Here is a 15,744-nt window from a genome sequence, read left to right as displayed (position 1 = left end):
GGCGGACTGATCATGGCTCTCCCGCACACCACACCTGCGACACGACCTAGATCGCCGCGCGCGCCATCTCCACCAGCTTCTGCAGGTGCAGGCCGCGCCGGACGTCGAGGTCGTGCTCGGGCAGGCCCTGGCGCACCAGCCCGGTGAACAGATCCAGCGCGGCGGCGTAGGCGTCGGCGGGATCGGTGGCGCGGCCGACGACCTCGCGGTACCCGGCCTCGCCGTAGACCGACACCTCGGTCACGGTGGGCCGCATCGGCAGCCGCATGGACAGCGACGCCGTGCTCGTCGCGCCGCAGGCGTGGCCCAGGGTGAGGTGCCAGAGGTCCGGCTCGCCCTTGTGGGCGGACAGGACCTTCTCGATCGGTCCCAGCGCGGCGTCGAGCAGGTCGAGCACGTGCGGCCCGATGTCGGCGAGCGCGCCGCCGTCCTGGCGCCAGGCCGACCCGGCGTAGTCCCCGCCGAGCAGCGCCCCGGAGAGCCAGCGGACGCTGCCACCCGCCCAGCCGCCCACGGCGCGCACCTCGCCGAGCCAGTCCACGGTCTCCTTGGCGAAGCGGCGCATGAGGTTGACCAGCGACACCACGCCCGCGTCCGCGATGGCGCCTGCCAGCCGCTCGGCCCCGGCGACGTCATGGGCGACGGGCTTCTCCAGCAGCACGTGCTTGCCCCTTCTGACCGCCTCCAGCGCCATCTCCGCCTGCACGGCGGGCGGGACCGCGAACGCGACGGCGTCCACTTCGGACAGCAGCGCGTCGTAGTCGGTGGTCGCGCCCTCCCTCGGGGTGCGGGCCCAGATCCCGGCCAGCTCGACGCCGGGGTGGCTCCGAAGCCCAGGAGCATGGACCCGCCGCGCCCACGGACCCGCCCCGACCAACCCGAACCGCACCACCGCGTCGCTCATGGGTCCATTCAAGCGGGGGGCTCGCGCAGGTAGTCGAGCTGGGCGTGGACGGACCACTCGGCGGCGGGCCAGAGGGACCGGTCGACGTCGGCGTAGACGACCTCGACCACCTGGCGGGCGGTGGCGTCCGGGCCCAGGTGGGCCAGGGCGGCGCGGATCTGGTCGAGGCGCTGCTCGCGGTGGGCGAGGTACCTCGCGGCGGTGGTGGGCAGGTCCGGCAGGTCGGGCCCGTGGCCGGGGAGCACGGCGGTGCCCGGTGGGCTGCCCGCGAGCAGGCGCAGGGAGTCCAGGTACTGCCCGAGGCGCCCGTCGGGCGGGGCGATGACGGTGGTGCCCCGCCCCAGCACCGTGTCGCCGGTGAGCACCGCGCTCTGGCCGCCGTGGGTGATGGCCAGGCAGATGGAGTCCGCCGTGTGCCCCGGGGTGTGCCGGACCTCCAGGTCCAGCCCCGCCAGGCTCAGCACCTCGCCGTCGCGCAGGGGGGCGTCGGTCGACAGGGCCGGGTCGAAGGCGCGGACGGGGGCGCCGGTGGCGCGGGAGAGCCACGGCGCGCCTTGCACGTGGTCGGCGTGGTGGTGGGTGATGAGGATGGCGGCCACCCGCCCGGCGACCTCGATGACGCGGCGCAGGTGCGGCTCGTCCTCGTAGCCGGGGTCGACGACCACGCAGTCCTCGGCGCCGGGCGCGCGCAGCAGCCAGGTGTTGGTGCCGTCGAGGGTCATCGTGCCGGGGTTGTCCTCCAGCAGCACCGAGGCGAACGGCGTCACCGGGCGCACGACGCCGTAGGCGGGATGGGTCACCGCTGCTCCCCGCCCGGCAGGACGACCCGCACGACGTCGCCGTCGCGGATGACCTTGGGGATGATCTTGCCCAGCGACCGGTCGGCCGCCATGGCGTCGGCGACCGTGGGGTGTTCGGCCAGGTCGGACAGGGCCACCCAGGTCGGCGGCATCAGCGCGCACTCACCCCGCCGCCAGTCGTCGATCGCCTCCGCCGGACGCTGCCAGTGCGCCCGGTCCGCCTCGCTCGTCGCCCCGTCGGCCCGCTGGCCCTCGGGCAGCGCCGCGAGGAAGAACCGCGTGTCGTAGCGGCGCGGCTCCTCGACCGGGGTGACCCAGTTCGCCCACGGCCGCAGCAGGTCCGCCCGCAGCACCAGCCCGGTGTCGGCGAGGAACCGCGCGAACGACAGCTCCCGCCCCACCAACGCCGCCCGCGCGTCGTGATAGGGCCGCGCGTCGGCGACAACACCGCCCCCGTCCGGTCCCGCCAACAACACCCCCGACTCCTCGAAGGTCTCCCGAACCGCCGCGCACACCAACGCCCGGGCAAGCGCCGGACCACACCCGAACCGCTCACCCCACCACCGCGGTTCCGGCCCGTGCCACGCCACCGTGGCATCCACGTCCCGCTGGTCGACGCCCCCACCGGGGAACACCGTCATCCCCCCGGCGAAGGCCATCCCCACCACCCGCCGCTGCAGGAACACCTCGACCCCCACGGCCGTGTCCCGCACCAACATCACCGTCGCCGCGTCCCGGGGGACGGCGGGCGGGTCCGGCGGCACAGGCGGCACGAACCCCGAGGGCAGGACCATCTCCGCAGGCAGCTCACGCACAACCAGACCCTACGCGGACGCCCCACCCCCCGGCACCCACGCGATCCCCACACCCCGCCCCAGTCCGGTTGTGGTGGCTGTCATTGCTTCGGCGGAAGCATGGGCATCATCAGGTACTTGATCTCCACCTCCTCCGGGTCGAGTGAGGTGATCACGGTGGCGCGCATGCCGGGTTGGATGGAGAGGCGGATGCGTTTGCCCGCGTAGGGGCGCAGGGCGTCGAGCAGGTAGCGGGACTGGACGGCCGGGCCGGTGCGACCGCCGTCCACTGTGGCCTTGACGGTCTCCTCCGCCTCGCCCGACTGGGGGTCGGTGCCGCGCAGGCGGACCTCGTGGTCGCCGACCTCCACCTGGACCACGCGGCGGGGGTCGGTGTACAGGGAGACGCGCCGGGTGGCGCCCGCCAACGCGTCGGCGTCGAGGTCGACGGTGGTGTCGACGGTGTTCAGGACGAGGTTGGACTCGGAGAGGAACACCGCGTCCAGGACTCCTGTGGTGACGGTGGTGTCGCCCCACGACAGGGCGAAGCGGTTGGTGTCCACGGACATGGTGACCTCGCCTGCGGCCTGCTTGGCCACCTCCGACAGCAGGGCCGCGGGCACCAGGACGTCCAGGTCGGCGGACAGGCCGTCAGCGGGCACGGTGGCGATGGCCATGCGGTAGCGGTCGGTGGCGCGCAGGACCAGGGCGCCCTCCTCGGCGCGCAGGCGCACGCCGGAGAAGACGGGGAGGGCGTCGTCGCGGGAGGCGGTGGCCGCGACGGTCGACAGGGCGGGGGACAGCAGGTCCCCCGCGACGCTGCCGCACGTCCGCGGCGGCGCGGGCACGCCGGGGTGCAGCGAGACGTCCAGCAGGGGGAGGGCGAAGCGGGCGCCGTCGGCCCGGATGGCGAGCCTGCTGCCCTCCACCACGAGCCGCACCTGGTCGACCTCCAGAGCGCGCAGCGTCTCCGCGAAGGGCTTCGCCGGGACCAGCACGGCGCCCTCGGTGTGCACCAGCGCCCCGCACGACACGCGGGCGGAGCGCTCGCGGTCGCTGGCTGCCAGGACGACGCCGTCGGGCCCCGCGGTCAGGAGCAGGCCGCTGAGCAGCGGGTCGGTGTAGCGGGTGGGGACGAGCCGGACGACGTCGGCCGCGGCGGCGGCCAAGGCGGTGGTGGTGGCGGTGAGGTCCATGCCTGCGACGCTAACCGCACCCGGCGACATCGCGGCGGAGTTGTCCACAGGTATGGGAGTTGTCCACACTCCTGGGGATAACTCCTTGCGGACCTCAGACCAGCGCGGGTACAGGCGCGGGCGCCAACCGGTCGACCACCGTGTGCCTGCGCAGCCACACCACCAGCGCGATCAGCAGCCCGGCCCCGGCGGCGGCCAGGTAGGACGCCCACACCCCGACGTGCTCCACCAGCTGCCCGCTGACCGACTGCCCCAGCGCCAGCCCCAGCGTGACCGACGTGATCACCCAGCCGAACGCCTCGGTGATCGTCCCCGGCGGGGCCACCAGCTCCAGCGCGGCCGAGTGCGCCGTCGCCTGCGGCGTGACCAGCGTGCCCACGGCCAGCAGCGCCACGCCCAGCCCGATCAGCGACGTCGGGATCACCAACAGCACCAGCAGCAGCGAGAACCCGGCCAGCAGCACGGGAAGCCGCAGGTGCAGGGGCCGGGGCCACGGCCGCGTCCCGTAGTACACCCCGAAGATCACCGAGCTGACCGACCACAGGCCCAGCAGCAGCCCGCCCGCGGGCGCGTTGCCCGCCTGGGTCGCCGCAGCGGGCACGGCCACCTCGACGAACCCGATGGTCACGCCGAAGCCCGCCGCGGCGATCGCCACGGTCTTCATGCCGGGCGAGGTCAGCGCGCCCAACATGCTGCGCCTGCCGGTCGTGGCGGGCGGGCGGTACCGCCGGATCGTCGGCATCAGCGCGAACGCGACCCCGCCGACGATCATGCACGCCGCCCCGGCCACCACGCCGGTCCCCGCCCACGGCGCCGCGACCAGCACACCCGACAGCGCCGGGCCGACGATGAAGAACACCTCCATGCTGATCGCCTCGTACGTGAACGCCGCCGTGCGCGCGGGACCGGGCGGCACCAGCCGCGTCCACATCGCCCGCGACGCCGAGCCGATCATCGGCTCGGTCGACCCGATGCCGAACCCGACCGCCACCAGCACCATGGTCGGCGCCGCGGCCTCCACCAGCAGCACGCCGAGGGAGACGAACGCCGCGAACAGCACGACCGTGACCAGCAGCGGCCGGGTCGGTCCGACGCGGTCCATCAGCCGACCCTGGGCGACCGACCCCATGGCCACGCCGACGAGCGTGCCCGCCGAGACCAGGCCCGCGATGGCGAAGGATCCCGTCTTGGCCTGGACGTACAGCAGCAGGGACAGGCCCACCATGGCGATCGGCAGCCTGCCCACGAGAGAAGCCAGCACCGGACCGCGCGCTCCCGGGGTGGTGAGCGCAGCGCGGTAGTCGGTGAGGCGGGCAGAGTGGGACATGTGTACCAGTGTGCCCGAACTGGTACGGTCGTACCAGTATTTATTCGGTGGTTTGAGCCACGTCGTCCTGGTGGTAAGTCTCAGTCGCGTAACAGATGGCCGGCTGCGGGGTGAAACCACGCAACGAACGCGGCCCCCGGGAGTCCTTGAGGGTGAATACGCTTGAGTTCCAGGTGGGGTTCCGTGCGATGGTTCTCTTGGTTGCCCTGACACCCGGGTGTTCGGCAACGAACTTGACACTGACTCCCTCCGCCGAACGGGTCGGGGCCTGCGGTTGGAGGGCGGGGAGCGCGGATCGTCGGGGGATGGTCCGCGCAGGCGAGAGGCCGGTGCGCCGCGTCGGGGGCGGCGCCCGGCCTTTCGTTTTGCGCGCGAAAGGCCCGGTCGGGAGACCGGGCCTCTGCGGGTGAGGTCTTAGCGAGCTCGGCGGGCCAGTCGCTCGGGGTCCAGGATCAGCACGCTCTTGCCCTCCAGCCGCAGCCAGCCGCGGTGGGCGAAGTCGGCGAGGGCCTTGTTGACCGTCTCGCGGGAGGCGCCGACGTACTGGGCGATCTCCTCCTGCGTGAGGTCGTGGGTGACCCGCAGCAGGCCCGCCTCCTGGCTGCCGAAGCGCTGCGCGAGCTGCAGCAGCGCCTTGGCCACCCGGCCGGGCACGTCGGTGAAGATCAGGTCGGCCAGCATGCCGTTCGTCCGGCGCAGTCTGCGCGCGATGACCCGCAGCAGCTGCTCGGCGATCTCGGGTCGGTTGTTGATCCACTGGCGCAGCGCGGGCCGGTCCATCGTGACCGCGCGGACCTCGGTGACCGTGGTGGCGGTGGACGTGCGCGGGCCCGGGTCGAAGATCGACAGCTCGCCGAACATGTCGGAGGGTCCGAAGATCCCCAGCAGGTTCTCCCGCCCGTCGGGCGACTTGCGGCCGAGCTTCACCTTGCCGGAGAGGATGATGTACAGCCGGTCGCCCGGCTCCCCTTCCGCGAAGATCACGTGCCCCCGCGGAAACTCCTGCGACTCGAGCGTCTGCGCGAGCGCTTCCGCCGCGGCCGGCTCGACCCCTTGGAAAATGCCCGCGCGGGCTAGGGTCTCATCCACCTCGGTCCTCCGTTTCCACCCGGCCGGCACAGGCGCTGTGCCGCCGATCACCGCATTCAGTGTAGGGCCTGCCCCGCCGACGCCTTTGCGGCGCGCCGTCACGGTCCGTTGTGGAATCGTCAACCAGGCCCAGCGGAAGACCCTAACGCCTAGTCACGGCCCCTGCGACCACGCAGCTTGACGGCCCGGCCGCCCAGCCTGCGCAGCCGGAACAACTCCAGCGCGCGACCGATGCCGTGGCCGTAAAGCGCGCGAACCTCATCGGGCCGGGCCGACTCGAGGAACTCCTCGACGTCGGTCTCCTGGACCGCGACGTGTCGAATCCGGGTCTCCACCCGCTCCATGAAGAGGGCGAAGAACATGATCACCAGCGGTACCGCGAAAACGAACCAGACAGCCATGTGTCGTCGATCCTCGCTCCCAGCCGGACCCGCCCGGTCCCGGCTTAGATGGTCTTGCTCTTCTACGACGTTGAGGGCACATATCGGGTTGCGTGTCGGGCCGTAGGCTATCGGCGTGCCTCCCACCACCCGACGTCCGCCCCTGGCAGCCGCCGCGATGGAGGGTGAGTCCAGTCTCTCCCTGACCCGGCGTGTCCGCCGGATGACCAGGGCGCTCGCCGAGGGTTTCCCGAACGCGCACTGCGAGCTGGACTTCACCACCCCGCTGGAACTGGCCGTCGCCACGATCCTGTCCGCGCAGTCCACCGACGTGCGGGTGAACCTGACCACGCCCGCGCTGTTCGCCAGGTACCGCACGGCCGCCGACTACGCCGCGGCCGACCGCGCCGAGGTGGAGGAGCTGATCCGCTCCACCGGCTTCTACCGCAACAAGGCCGCCTCGCTGATGGGCTTGGGCGCCGAGCTGGTGGAGCGCTTCGGCGGTGAGCTGCCCGGCAACCTCGACGACCTGGTGACCCTGCCCGGCATCGGCCGCAAGACCGCCAACGTCATCCTCGGCAACGCCTTCGGTGTGCCCGGCATCACCGTCGACACGCATTTCGGCAGGCTCGTGCGCCGCTTCGGCTGGACCGGGCTGGAGGACCCGGTCAAGGTCGAGCACGCGATCGGCGCCCTGGTCCCGCGCAAGGACTGGACGATGCTCTCGCACTGGGTGATCTTCCACGGCAGGCGCGTGTGCCACGCCCGCAAGCCCGCGTGCGGCTCGTGCTTCCTGGCGAAAGAGTGCCCGTCGTACGGGACGGGACCGATCGACCCCGAGACCTCGGACAAGCTGGTCAAGGGCGAGGAGGCCGAGCACCTGCTGGCCCTCGCCGAGCGCGTCCGCGAGGGCTACCGCCCGGGACGGGCATGATCCCACGGGTGCGCTGGGTGCTGGTCGCGGTGATCCTGCTGGTCGCCGCGACCGTCGCCCTCTGGCCCCGCGACGAGGCCCCGGCCCCGCACACCCCGCCGCCTGGTCCGGACGTCGCCCAGGCGCGCGCTGAGGCCGCCCTGGAGCCGTGCGCGGGCGACGGACCCGGGCCCGAGCAGCTGCGTGGTGTCGTCAGTGTCTGTCTGGGCTCTGGTGACCCGGTGGACGTAGCGGATGTGCTCGGCGGTCGGAAGGTCCTGGTCAACGTCTGGGCCACCTGGTGCCTGCCGTGCCGCGACGAGCTGCCGGTCCTGGCCGAGTACGCGGCGGACCCGGAGTCGGTCGACGTCGTCACCGTGGCCGTGCAGAGCAACCCCGGCGACGCCCTCGTCCTGCTGCGCGGCCTCGGCGTGCGCCTGCCGACCCTGCACGACGAGTCCGGCGCGCTCAGCCGCGCCCTGCGGCTGCCCGCCGCGCTGCCCGCGTCGTACCTGGTCGGCGCCGACGGCACGGTGGCGCAGGTGACCGAGCCGCGGCTGTTCCGCGATGTCGGGGACGTGCGCGCCGCGGTGGGGACGCGATGACGCACGGACCGCTGGTGGACCCGGAGTCGGTGCCGGACTGGCTGCGACCGCTGGTGGTCGCGGCGGGCGAGATCGATGTCGCCGCGTGGACCCGCTTCGCCGCCGTGGGCGACGGCGCCCGCGCGGCGTCGGTGCTCGTGCTGTTCGGCGAGGACGGGCACCACGGCCCCGACGTGCTGCTGCAGCTGCGCGCCGCGTCCGGGGACGCCCACTCCGACCAGGTCAGCTTCCCCGGCGGCTCCGCCGAGCCCGAGGACGACGACCCCGTGGCCACCGCGCTGCGCGAGGCCGTCGAGGAGACCGGCGTCGACCCCACCGGGGTCCGCCCGGTCGCGCTGCTGCCCGGCCTGCACATCCCGGTCTCCGGCTTCGACGTCACGCCCGTGCTGGCGTACTGGGAGAAGCCCAGCCGGGTGTGGGCGGTGTCCGAGCGCGAGACCCAGGCGGTGGCCCGCGTGCCCATCGCGCACCTGGCGGACCCGGCGAACCGGTTTCGCGTCAAGCACCCCTCCGGCTACATAGGACCGGCGTTCGCCGCTCCCGGGATGCTGGTTTGGGGTTTCACCGCCGGTCTGCTCAGCATGGTGCTGGCCTCGGGTGGGTGGGATCGCGGGTGGGATCACAGCGACGTGCGGGACCTTGACGTAGCGTGGCGCTCCGTCCGTCCACAGGGTCCGGAGGTCAGTGCGTGAACTGGGTCGACGTGCTGGTGCTCGCGCTGGCCGTGCTCGCGGCCGTCTCCGGCGCCCGGCAGGGCGTGGTGACCGCGCTGCCCGCCTTCCTCGGCGTGCTGCTGGGCGCGGTCGTGGGGGTGAAGGTCGCGCCGCTGGTGGTCGCGGGCATCTCCGCGACGCCGACCAGGGTGGCGTTCGCGGTCGCGATCTTCGTGCTGCTGGTGGCCCTCGGCGAGACGCTGGGGGTGTGGGTGGGGCGCACGATCCGCCAGCGCATCTCCTCCCCGCGCCTGGCAGGCGTGGACAGCGCGCTGGGCGCGGTGGTGCAGGGCGCTGTCGTGTTCCTGGTGTCGTGGCTGATCGCGCTGCCGCTGACGACCGTCGGCGGGCTGCCGGGGCTGGCCTCGGCGATCAACAAGTCGGTGGTGCTCGGCGGCGTCAACGACGTGATGCCGCAGGCGGCGCGCGGGCTGCCCGAGGAACTGCGCAAGCTGCTCGACGTCTCCGGCTTCCCGGCCGCTGTCGACCCGTTCAACCGCACACCCGCGCGCGAGGTGGCCCCGCCGAACCCCGCGCTGCAGGCCAGCGCGGTCGTCCAGCGGGTCAGGCCGAGCGTGCTGAAGATCAACGCGCGCGCCCTGGCGTGCGAGCGGGCTCTTGAGGGCAGCGGGTTCGTCATCTCCCCGCAGCGGGTCATGACCAACGCGCACGTCGTCGCGGGCGCGGAGGAGGTCAGCGTCGAGTCCGGCGATGAGACCCTGCGCGCCGAGGTCGTCCTCTACGACCCCCGCACCGACCTCGCCGTGCTGCGCGTGCCCGGCCTGTCCGTCGACCCCCTGCCCTTCGCCGCGGAGGACGGCGAGAGCGGCCAGGACGGCATCGTCCTCGGCTACCCCCTCGACGGCCCGTACACCGCCGAGTCCGCCCGCATCCGCGACCGCGTCCCCCTGCGCGGCCCGGACATCTACGACTCCCCCACCCCCGTCGACCGCGACGTGTTCACCCTGCGCGCCAAGGTGCTCAGCGGAAACTCCGGCGGCCCCCTGGTCGACACCACCGGCGCCGTCCTCGGCGTCATCTTCGGCGCGGCCGTGGACGACTCCGAAACCGGCTTCGCCCTCTCCGCCGCCGAAGTCCGCGCCGAGGTCGCCGCCGCCCCCGGCCTCACCAAACCAGTCTCCACCGGCCGCTGCTCCGGCTGATCAGAGCTGTGGCCCTGACCTGATCGCTGGTTACTGGCTCTTGAGGAAGCCCGCGATGGCGGCGCTGGTGGCGGCTGGGTTTTCCTCGGTGGGGAGGTGGCCGACGCCGGGAAGTTCGTGGTGTTCGGCGGGGCCGCGGAGCCAGGGGGTCGAGGCTGTGCGGGTGTGGGGGAGGACGCAGGGGTCGTCGGCGCCGTAGAGCTGGAGGACGGGGGTGCGGATGCGGCGCTGCAGCTCCTCGGTGAAGCGCCTGCCCTCGCTGCGCAGCTGTGAGCGCACCGCCCAGCGGTAGTACTCCAGGGCGGAGTGCGCCACGCCCGGCACGAGTAGCGCCTGGCGGTACTGCGCGATCGTCTCGGTGAAGGCTGGGCCGTTGCGCCAACGTTCCCCTGACCACGCTCCGAACAGGTCGGTGAGCGTGTCCTCCTTCCGCAGCCAGTGCTCAGGGACGAACGGCAGCTGGGCCCGCAGGATGTGGCTCAACGCCCGTGCCTGGTTGCTGCCGCGTCCGCGCAGGGCGGTGCGCCTGGCCTCGCTTCGGAGGGCCAGGGGGTGCGGGGCCGACACCGCGGACACCGAGTCGACCAGGCGGGGGTGCAGGGCGGCCACGGTCCAGGCCAGCAGGCCGCCCCAGCCGTGCCCGACCAGGTGGGCGCGGGGCGCGCCGAGGGACTTGACCAGGCCGGCGACGTCACCGGCCAGGGTCCAGGCGTCGTAGCCGCGCGGGGGCTTGTCGGAGTCGCCGTAGCCGCGCAGGTCGACCGCGACCGCGCGGAAGCCCGCGTCGCCCAGCGCGGTGAGCTGGTGGCGCCAGGTCCACCAGAACTCGGCGAAGCCGTGCAGCAGCACGACCAGCGGGCCGTCGCCGGTCTCGGCCGTGTGCAGCCGGATGCCGTTGGCGTAGACGTCGCGATGCGTCCACGGTCCGTCGATGCGAACCGCGGTCGGGTCCGGGGTGCGGCTCAGCGCCTCAGGCCTGTTGCTCGTCGGACCCGCGGTGCCGCAGGACGGCCGCGGTCTCCCTGACCGAGTCGATCGTGCGCTGCGGGGCGCGGATCTTGCGGATCTTGCGGTAGCCGAGCACGCCGGTCACCACGATCACCACGGCCATGAACCCGAAGACGCTCAGGAACGACCAGGAGCGCTTCATGCCGAGGTCGGCGAGGCCCTCCGCGGCGAAGAAGAAGAAGAAGAACGTGGCGTAGAGGGAGACGGTCAGCGCGATGATGAAGAAGACGCCGCTGATCAGCGCCTTCTTGACCTCGCGGGCGACCTCGGCCTTGGCCAGCTCCACCTCGGCCCTGACCAGGGTCGACAGGTGGGCGGTGGCGTCTTTGACCAGCGCGCCGATGGAGTGATCACCCGCGGCGGCGGTCAGGTCGTCGGCCAGTGGGATGGACGGCACGGGGGGCAGGCCGTCGCGGTGTCCGTTTCCTTGCGCGCTGGTCACCTGCGTCATCGTGCCATGCCCGAATCACCGAGGCCGGTCGACCTCACCGGACGACCCGCAGGTCAGGAATCCTGGTGCGCCTTGCTGCGCTTGGCGAGCATCGCGGCGGCCAGCAGCGACGCCACCGCCGAGGCGATCAGCACGGCGGCCTTGGCCGCCTCGGCCTCGGCCGTGGGCAGCGACAGCTCGGCTATCAGCAGGCTGACGGTGAACCCGACGCCGCCGAGCATCGCCACCGCGCCCATGTCCCGCCAGCTCAGCCCCGCGGGCATCGTCGCCCACTTGAGCCGCACCGCCACCAGCGAGAACCCGATGATGCCCACGAGCTTGCCCACGACCAGCCCGATCACCACCGCGAGCCCGAGGCGCTCGGTGAACACCGCGCCCAGGGCGTTGGCGCCGATCGGGACACCCGCGGCGAACAGGGCGAACACCGGCACGGCCACGCCCGCCGACCACGGCTGCAGCCGGTGCTCCAGGCGCAGGGCGGGGGCCTCGCGCTCGTAGGGGTCCTTGCGGACGCGGGTGAGCAGGCCGAGCGCGACCCCGGCGACGGTGGCGTGGATGCCGCTGGAGTGCACCGCGACCCACACCGCGACCGCCAGCGGGACGTAGAGCCATGCCGCGGTGACCCGCTTGCGCTGCAGGAACCAGTACAGCGCGATCAGGGCCACGGCGATGCCGAAGGCCAGGATGTCGAAGCCGGTGGTGAACAGCGTGGCGATCAGCGCGATGGCGCCCAGGTCGTCGACCACGGCGAGGCTGAGCAGGAACACCCGGGCGCTGCTGGGCATGTGCCGCGCCGTGAGGGCGAGCACGCCGAGGGCGAACGCGATGTCGGTGGCCACCGGGATCGGCCACACCTGCCCGGCGTACGGCTCGCCCCAGGCGATCCCGAAGGCGAGCGCGGCGGGCACGACCATGCCGCCGAGCGCGGCGACGGCCGGCAGCAGCGCGGCCTTGAACCGGGACAGCTCACCGATGACCAGCTCGCGCTTGAGCTCCAGGCCGACGACGAAGAAGAACAGCGCGAGCAGCCCGTCCTTGGCCCAGTCGCCGACGGTCAGGTTCAGGTGCAGGAAATGCGGGCCGAACTCGGTGTCGCGAACGGCCTTGTAGGAATCGCCGATCGGGGAGTTCGCCCAGATCAGGGCGATGGCCGTGGCGGCCAGCAGGACCATGCCGCCGACGGTCTCGGTGCGCAGGTAGCGAGCGAAATCGGTGGCGGCCTTGGGGGTGCTGGAACGGCGTCGCTGTGACAAGGGCTACTCCCGGCTCGGCATACAGTTGTCCCATACGCCGACCAGACTTCCCGGCACACCTGTGTCGAAGCTTAACGTCAACCGACCGTGACGCCGAACAGAACGCCGACGTAGTACGTCACAGTCATGGCGAGCGTCCCCACGAGCAGGTTGCGCCCGACCGCCCTGCCGACGCGCGCGCTCCCCAGCCGGGCGCTGATGGTGCCGGTGAGCACGAGCCCGACGAGCACCGCCGCCACGCACGTCCACACCCGCAGCTCCACCGGCGGCAGCGCGATCGCCACCAGCGGCAGCAGCGCGCCCACCGCGAAGGCCACCAGCGACGCCCAGGCGGCCTGCCCCGGGCTGGTCAGGTTCTCCGGGTCGATCTGCAGCTCCGCGTCGGCGTGCGCGGCGAGGGCGTCCTGCTCGGACAGCTCGCGGGCGACCTGGGCGGCCAGCTCGGGGGACAGGCCCTTGCCCTCGTAGATGCCCGCCAGCTCGCGCTCCTCGGCCTCGGGCATCTCCCGCAGCTCGCGGGCCTCCTTGCGCAGCGCGGCCAGCTCGGTGTCGCGCTGCGTGCTCACCGAGGCGTACTCACCGCCCGCCATCGATAGGGCGCCCGCGACCAGCCCGGCCACGCCCGCGGCGAGGATCGCGGTGCGGTCGGTCGTGGCGCCCGCGACGCCGACGACCAGGCCCGCGGTGGAGATGAGCCCGTCGTTGGCGCCGAGCACGCCCGCGCGCAGCCAGTTCAGCTTGCTGCCCAGGGGAGTGTGGTGCGGCTCGTCCGGGTGGGTGCTCGACTGCTCACTGTCGGTTCTCACCCGGCAATTCTGACCGGGTCGACGCATCCTGTCGTTCTCGTGCGGCGAAGATGAGGTGTGCGAACCGACAGACCCATGAGCACCTGGCGTGCGCTGACCCTGATATTCCGCGTGCCCCGGCGGGGCCGCGGCTTCTGGTACAGCCTGGCGATCGACATCATCTGGCCGCTGCTGGCGCTCGGCGCCCGGCTGCGGTTCCGCGGCGAGCTGCCCAGGACCGGCGGGGTGGTGCTGGCCTCCAACCACCTCTCGTTCGCCGACCCGGTGACGGTCACCGCCTTCACCCTCGCCGCCGGGCGCATCCCGCGCTATCTGGCCAAGGCGAGCCTGTGGAAGGTCCCGGGCATCAAACAGGTGCTCAACGCGGGCGGCCACATCCCCGTGCAGCGCAACTCCGTCCACGCGCGCAGTGCGTACACGGGCGCGGTGGACGCGGTGCAGCGCGGTGAGTGCGTGGTGTTCTTCCCGGAGGCCGGTTTCTCCGACAACACCGACCACTGGCCGTCCGCGCGGGTGAAGAACGGGGTGTCGCGGGTCGCGCTGGAGACCGGCGCGCCGGTGATCCCGGTGGTGAACTGGGGCACCCACGAGCTGCTGCCCGCCACCGCGCGGTTCCCCCGGCTGATCCCGCGACGCACGGTGCACATCGTGGCCGGTCCGCCGGTGGACCTCTCCGACCTGACCGGGATCGACCGGGAGACGCTGGACGAGGCCACCAAGCGGATCATGCACGCGATCACCGACCTGCTCGCGGACCTGCGCGGGAAACAGCCACCGCTCGGCTGACGCGAAAGGGCCCCGCCACATGGCGGGGCCCTTGTCACGGGGGATCAGTCCTCCGCCGACTTCTGGTTGCTCAGGCCTTCGGTGATCAGGCTCATGACGGTGTTGTCGGCGAGGGTGGTGGTGTCGCCGATTTCGCGGTTTTCGGCGATGTCGCGGAGGAGTCGGCGCATGATTTTGCCGCTGCGGGTTTTGGGGAGTTCGTCGACGATGAGGATGTGGCGGGGTTTGGCGATGGCCCCGATTTCGTTGGCGACGTGGTTGCGCAGGGTGGTGATGTGCTGGTCGCGGTCGTGTTGGGTGGTGCCGCGGGTGATGACGAAGGCGACGATGCCTTGTCCGGTGGTGGGGTCGGTGGCGCCGACGACGGCGGCTTCGGCGACGGTGGGGTGGGAGACGAGGGCGGATTCGACTTCGGTGGTGGAGATGCGGTGGCCGCTGATGTTCATGACGTCGTCGACGCGGCCGAGGAGCCAGATGTGGCCGTCGGTGTCGTATTTGGCGCCGTCGCCGGCGAAGTAGTAGCCCTGTTCGTGGTAGCGGGTCCAGTAGGTGTCGCGGTAGCGGTCGGGGTCGCCCCAGATGCCGCGCAGCATGGAGGGCCAGGGTTCGGTGAGCACCAGGTAGCCGCCGGAGCCGTGGGCGACCTCGGTGCCGGTGTCGTCGACGACTTGGGCGCTGATCCCGGGCAGCGGGGTTTGGGCGGAGCCGGGTTTGGTGTTGGTGACGCCGGGGAGGGGGCTGATCATGATGGCGCCGGTTTCGGTTTGCCACCAGGTGTCGACGATGGGGCAGCGTTCGCCGCCGATGTGGGTGCGGTACCAGATCCACGCCTCGGGGTTGATCGGCTCACCGACCGACCCGAGGACCCGCAGGGAGGACAGGTCGTGGGCCGCCGGGTTCTCCGTTCCCCATTTCATGAAGGTGCGGATCAACGTCGGGGCGGTGTAGTAGATGGTGACGCCGTATTTGGCGATGATCTCGAAGTGGCGGCCGTGGTGGGGGGTGTTGGGGGTGCCTTCGTAGAGGACTTGGGTGGCGCCGTTGGCGAGGGGCCCGTAGACGATGTAGGAGTGGCCGGTGACCCAGCCGATGTCGGCGGTGCACCAGTAGATGTCGGTCGCGGGTTTGAGGTCGAAGACGGCGTGGTGGGTGTAGGCGGTTTGGGTGAGGTAGCCGCCGCTGGTGTGGAGGATGCCTTTGGGTTTGCCGGTGGTGCCGCTGGTGTAGAGGATGAACAGTGGGTGCTCGGCGTCGAACGCCTGCGCGGTGTGGGTGTCGGGCTGGTGGTCGATCAGGTCGTGCCACCACACGTCCCGGCCCTGGACCCAGTTGATGTCGGTGCCGGTGCGGCGCACCACCACCACGTGTTCGATGCTGGGGGTGTGGGTGGTGGCCTCGTCGGTGTTGTCTTTCATCGCCACGGCCTCACCCCGCCGGTATTGGCCGTCGGAGGTGATCAGCACCCGGGCTTGGGCGTCGTCGATGCGGGAGCGCAGGGCGGTGGGGGAGAACCCGCCGAAGACCACGCTGTGGACCAGCCCGAGCCGGGCGCAGGC

Annotated in this window: 17 protein-coding genes; 5 read left to right on the top strand and 12 right to left on the bottom strand. The window is 72.3% G+C overall.

The window, feature by feature from the left end:
• Positions 1–46: 46 nt before the first annotated feature.
• From ACTG9Q_RS00085 to ACTG9Q_RS00055, 7 genes are all read right to left on the bottom strand, one after another.
• On the bottom strand, positions 47–904 hold the full coding sequence (locus ACTG9Q_RS00085; RefSeq protein ID WP_455570465.1) for a Gfo/Idh/MocA family protein: 858 nt from the start codon (positions 902–904) through the stop codon (positions 47–49).
• A gap of 8 nt (positions 905–912) precedes the next feature.
• Positions 913–1,704: an MBL fold metallo-hydrolase gene (locus tag ACTG9Q_RS00080; RefSeq protein WP_455570464.1), complete on the bottom strand. Its 792-nt coding sequence runs from the start codon at positions 1,702–1,704 to the stop codon at positions 913–915.
• On the bottom strand, positions 1,701–2,498 hold the full coding sequence (locus ACTG9Q_RS00075) for an NUDIX hydrolase (protein WP_455571280.1): 798 nt from the start codon (positions 2,496–2,498) through the stop codon (positions 1,701–1,703). Before ACTG9Q_RS00075 ends, ACTG9Q_RS00080 begins: the two co-directional genes overlap by 4 nt.
• Positions 2,499–2,599: 101 nt before the next feature.
• Entirely contained in the window at positions 2,600–3,694 is a 1,095-nt protein-coding gene (dnaN, locus tag ACTG9Q_RS00070; protein WP_455570463.1) for a DNA polymerase III subunit beta, read from the bottom strand.
• A gap of 94 nt (positions 3,695–3,788) precedes the next feature.
• The gene (locus tag ACTG9Q_RS00065; protein WP_455570462.1) at positions 3,789–5,021 is read right to left on the bottom strand and encodes an MFS transporter; all 1,233 of its coding nucleotides are present in this window, start codon (positions 5,019–5,021) and stop codon (positions 3,789–3,791) included.
• 414 nt (positions 5,022–5,435) lie between these two features.
• The gene (locus ACTG9Q_RS00060; protein WP_455570461.1) at positions 5,436–6,110 is read right to left on the bottom strand and encodes a Crp/Fnr family transcriptional regulator; all 675 of its coding nucleotides are present in this window, start codon (positions 6,108–6,110) and stop codon (positions 5,436–5,438) included.
• 149 nt (positions 6,111–6,259) lie between these two features.
• Positions 6,260–6,511 (bottom strand): hypothetical protein, encoded by a 252-nt coding sequence (locus ACTG9Q_RS00055; protein ID WP_455570460.1) that lies wholly within the window; start codon positions 6,509–6,511, stop codon positions 6,260–6,262.
• 157 nt (positions 6,512–6,668) lie between these two features.
• On the opposite strand from ACTG9Q_RS00055, the gene nth reads away from it, so the two are divergent.
• The 4 genes from nth to ACTG9Q_RS00035 are packed head-to-tail and all read left to right on the top strand — an operon-like array spanning position 6,669 to position 9,884.
• Complete coding sequence (nth, locus tag ACTG9Q_RS00050; protein ID WP_455571279.1) at positions 6,669–7,424, top strand: endonuclease III; 756 nt, start codon at positions 6,669–6,671, stop codon at positions 7,422–7,424.
• An 8-nt stretch (positions 7,425–7,432) separates the two neighbouring features.
• A complete protein-coding gene (locus ACTG9Q_RS00045; protein WP_455570459.1) occupies positions 7,433–8,008 on the top strand; it encodes a TlpA family protein disulfide reductase in 576 nt (191 codons plus the stop codon).
• Complete coding sequence (locus ACTG9Q_RS00040) at positions 8,005–8,700, top strand: NUDIX hydrolase (protein ID WP_455570458.1); 696 nt, start codon at positions 8,005–8,007, stop codon at positions 8,698–8,700. Before ACTG9Q_RS00045 ends, ACTG9Q_RS00040 begins: the two co-directional genes overlap by 4 nt.
• The gene (locus tag ACTG9Q_RS00035; protein WP_455570457.1) at positions 8,697–9,884 is read left to right on the top strand and encodes a MarP family serine protease; all 1,188 of its coding nucleotides are present in this window, start codon (positions 8,697–8,699) and stop codon (positions 9,882–9,884) included. The genes ACTG9Q_RS00040 and ACTG9Q_RS00035 overlap by 4 nt, the downstream gene beginning before the upstream one ends.
• Positions 9,885–9,914: 30 nt before the next feature.
• Here the strand turns inward: ACTG9Q_RS00035 and ACTG9Q_RS00030 are convergent, their stop codons facing one another.
• From ACTG9Q_RS00030 to ACTG9Q_RS00015, 4 genes are all read right to left on the bottom strand, one after another.
• Entirely contained in the window at positions 9,915–10,850 is a 936-nt protein-coding gene (locus ACTG9Q_RS00030) for an alpha/beta fold hydrolase (RefSeq protein WP_455571278.1), read from the bottom strand.
• A 4-nt stretch (positions 10,851–10,854) separates the two neighbouring features.
• The gene (locus ACTG9Q_RS00025) at positions 10,855–11,343 is read right to left on the bottom strand and encodes a phage holin family protein (RefSeq protein ID WP_455570456.1); all 489 of its coding nucleotides are present in this window, start codon (positions 11,341–11,343) and stop codon (positions 10,855–10,857) included.
• A gap of 53 nt (positions 11,344–11,396) precedes the next feature.
• Entirely contained in the window at positions 11,397–12,515 is a 1,119-nt protein-coding gene (gene nhaA / locus ACTG9Q_RS00020; protein WP_455571277.1) for a Na+/H+ antiporter NhaA, read from the bottom strand.
• Positions 12,516–12,673: 158 nt separating this feature from the next.
• Positions 12,674–13,429, bottom strand: coding sequence for a VIT1/CCC1 transporter family protein (locus ACTG9Q_RS00015; protein WP_455570455.1), 756 nt, complete (start codon positions 13,427–13,429; stop codon positions 12,674–12,676).
• 48 nt (positions 13,430–13,477) lie between these two features.
• Between ACTG9Q_RS00015 and ACTG9Q_RS00010 the strand changes: the two genes are divergently transcribed.
• Positions 13,478–14,188: a lysophospholipid acyltransferase family protein gene (locus ACTG9Q_RS00010; protein ID WP_455570454.1), complete on the top strand. Its 711-nt coding sequence runs from the start codon at positions 13,478–13,480 to the stop codon at positions 14,186–14,188.
• Between the two features lie 44 nt (positions 14,189–14,232).
• Here the strand turns inward: ACTG9Q_RS00010 and acs are convergent.
• Positions 14,233–15,744 (bottom strand): acetate--CoA ligase (gene acs, locus ACTG9Q_RS00005; RefSeq protein ID WP_455570453.1); only part of this gene is annotated, 1,512 nt, incomplete at its 5' end.

Source organism: Actinokineospora lacus, assembly GCF_053813445.1.
This window is presented reverse-complemented; position numbering and strand designations above follow the sequence as displayed.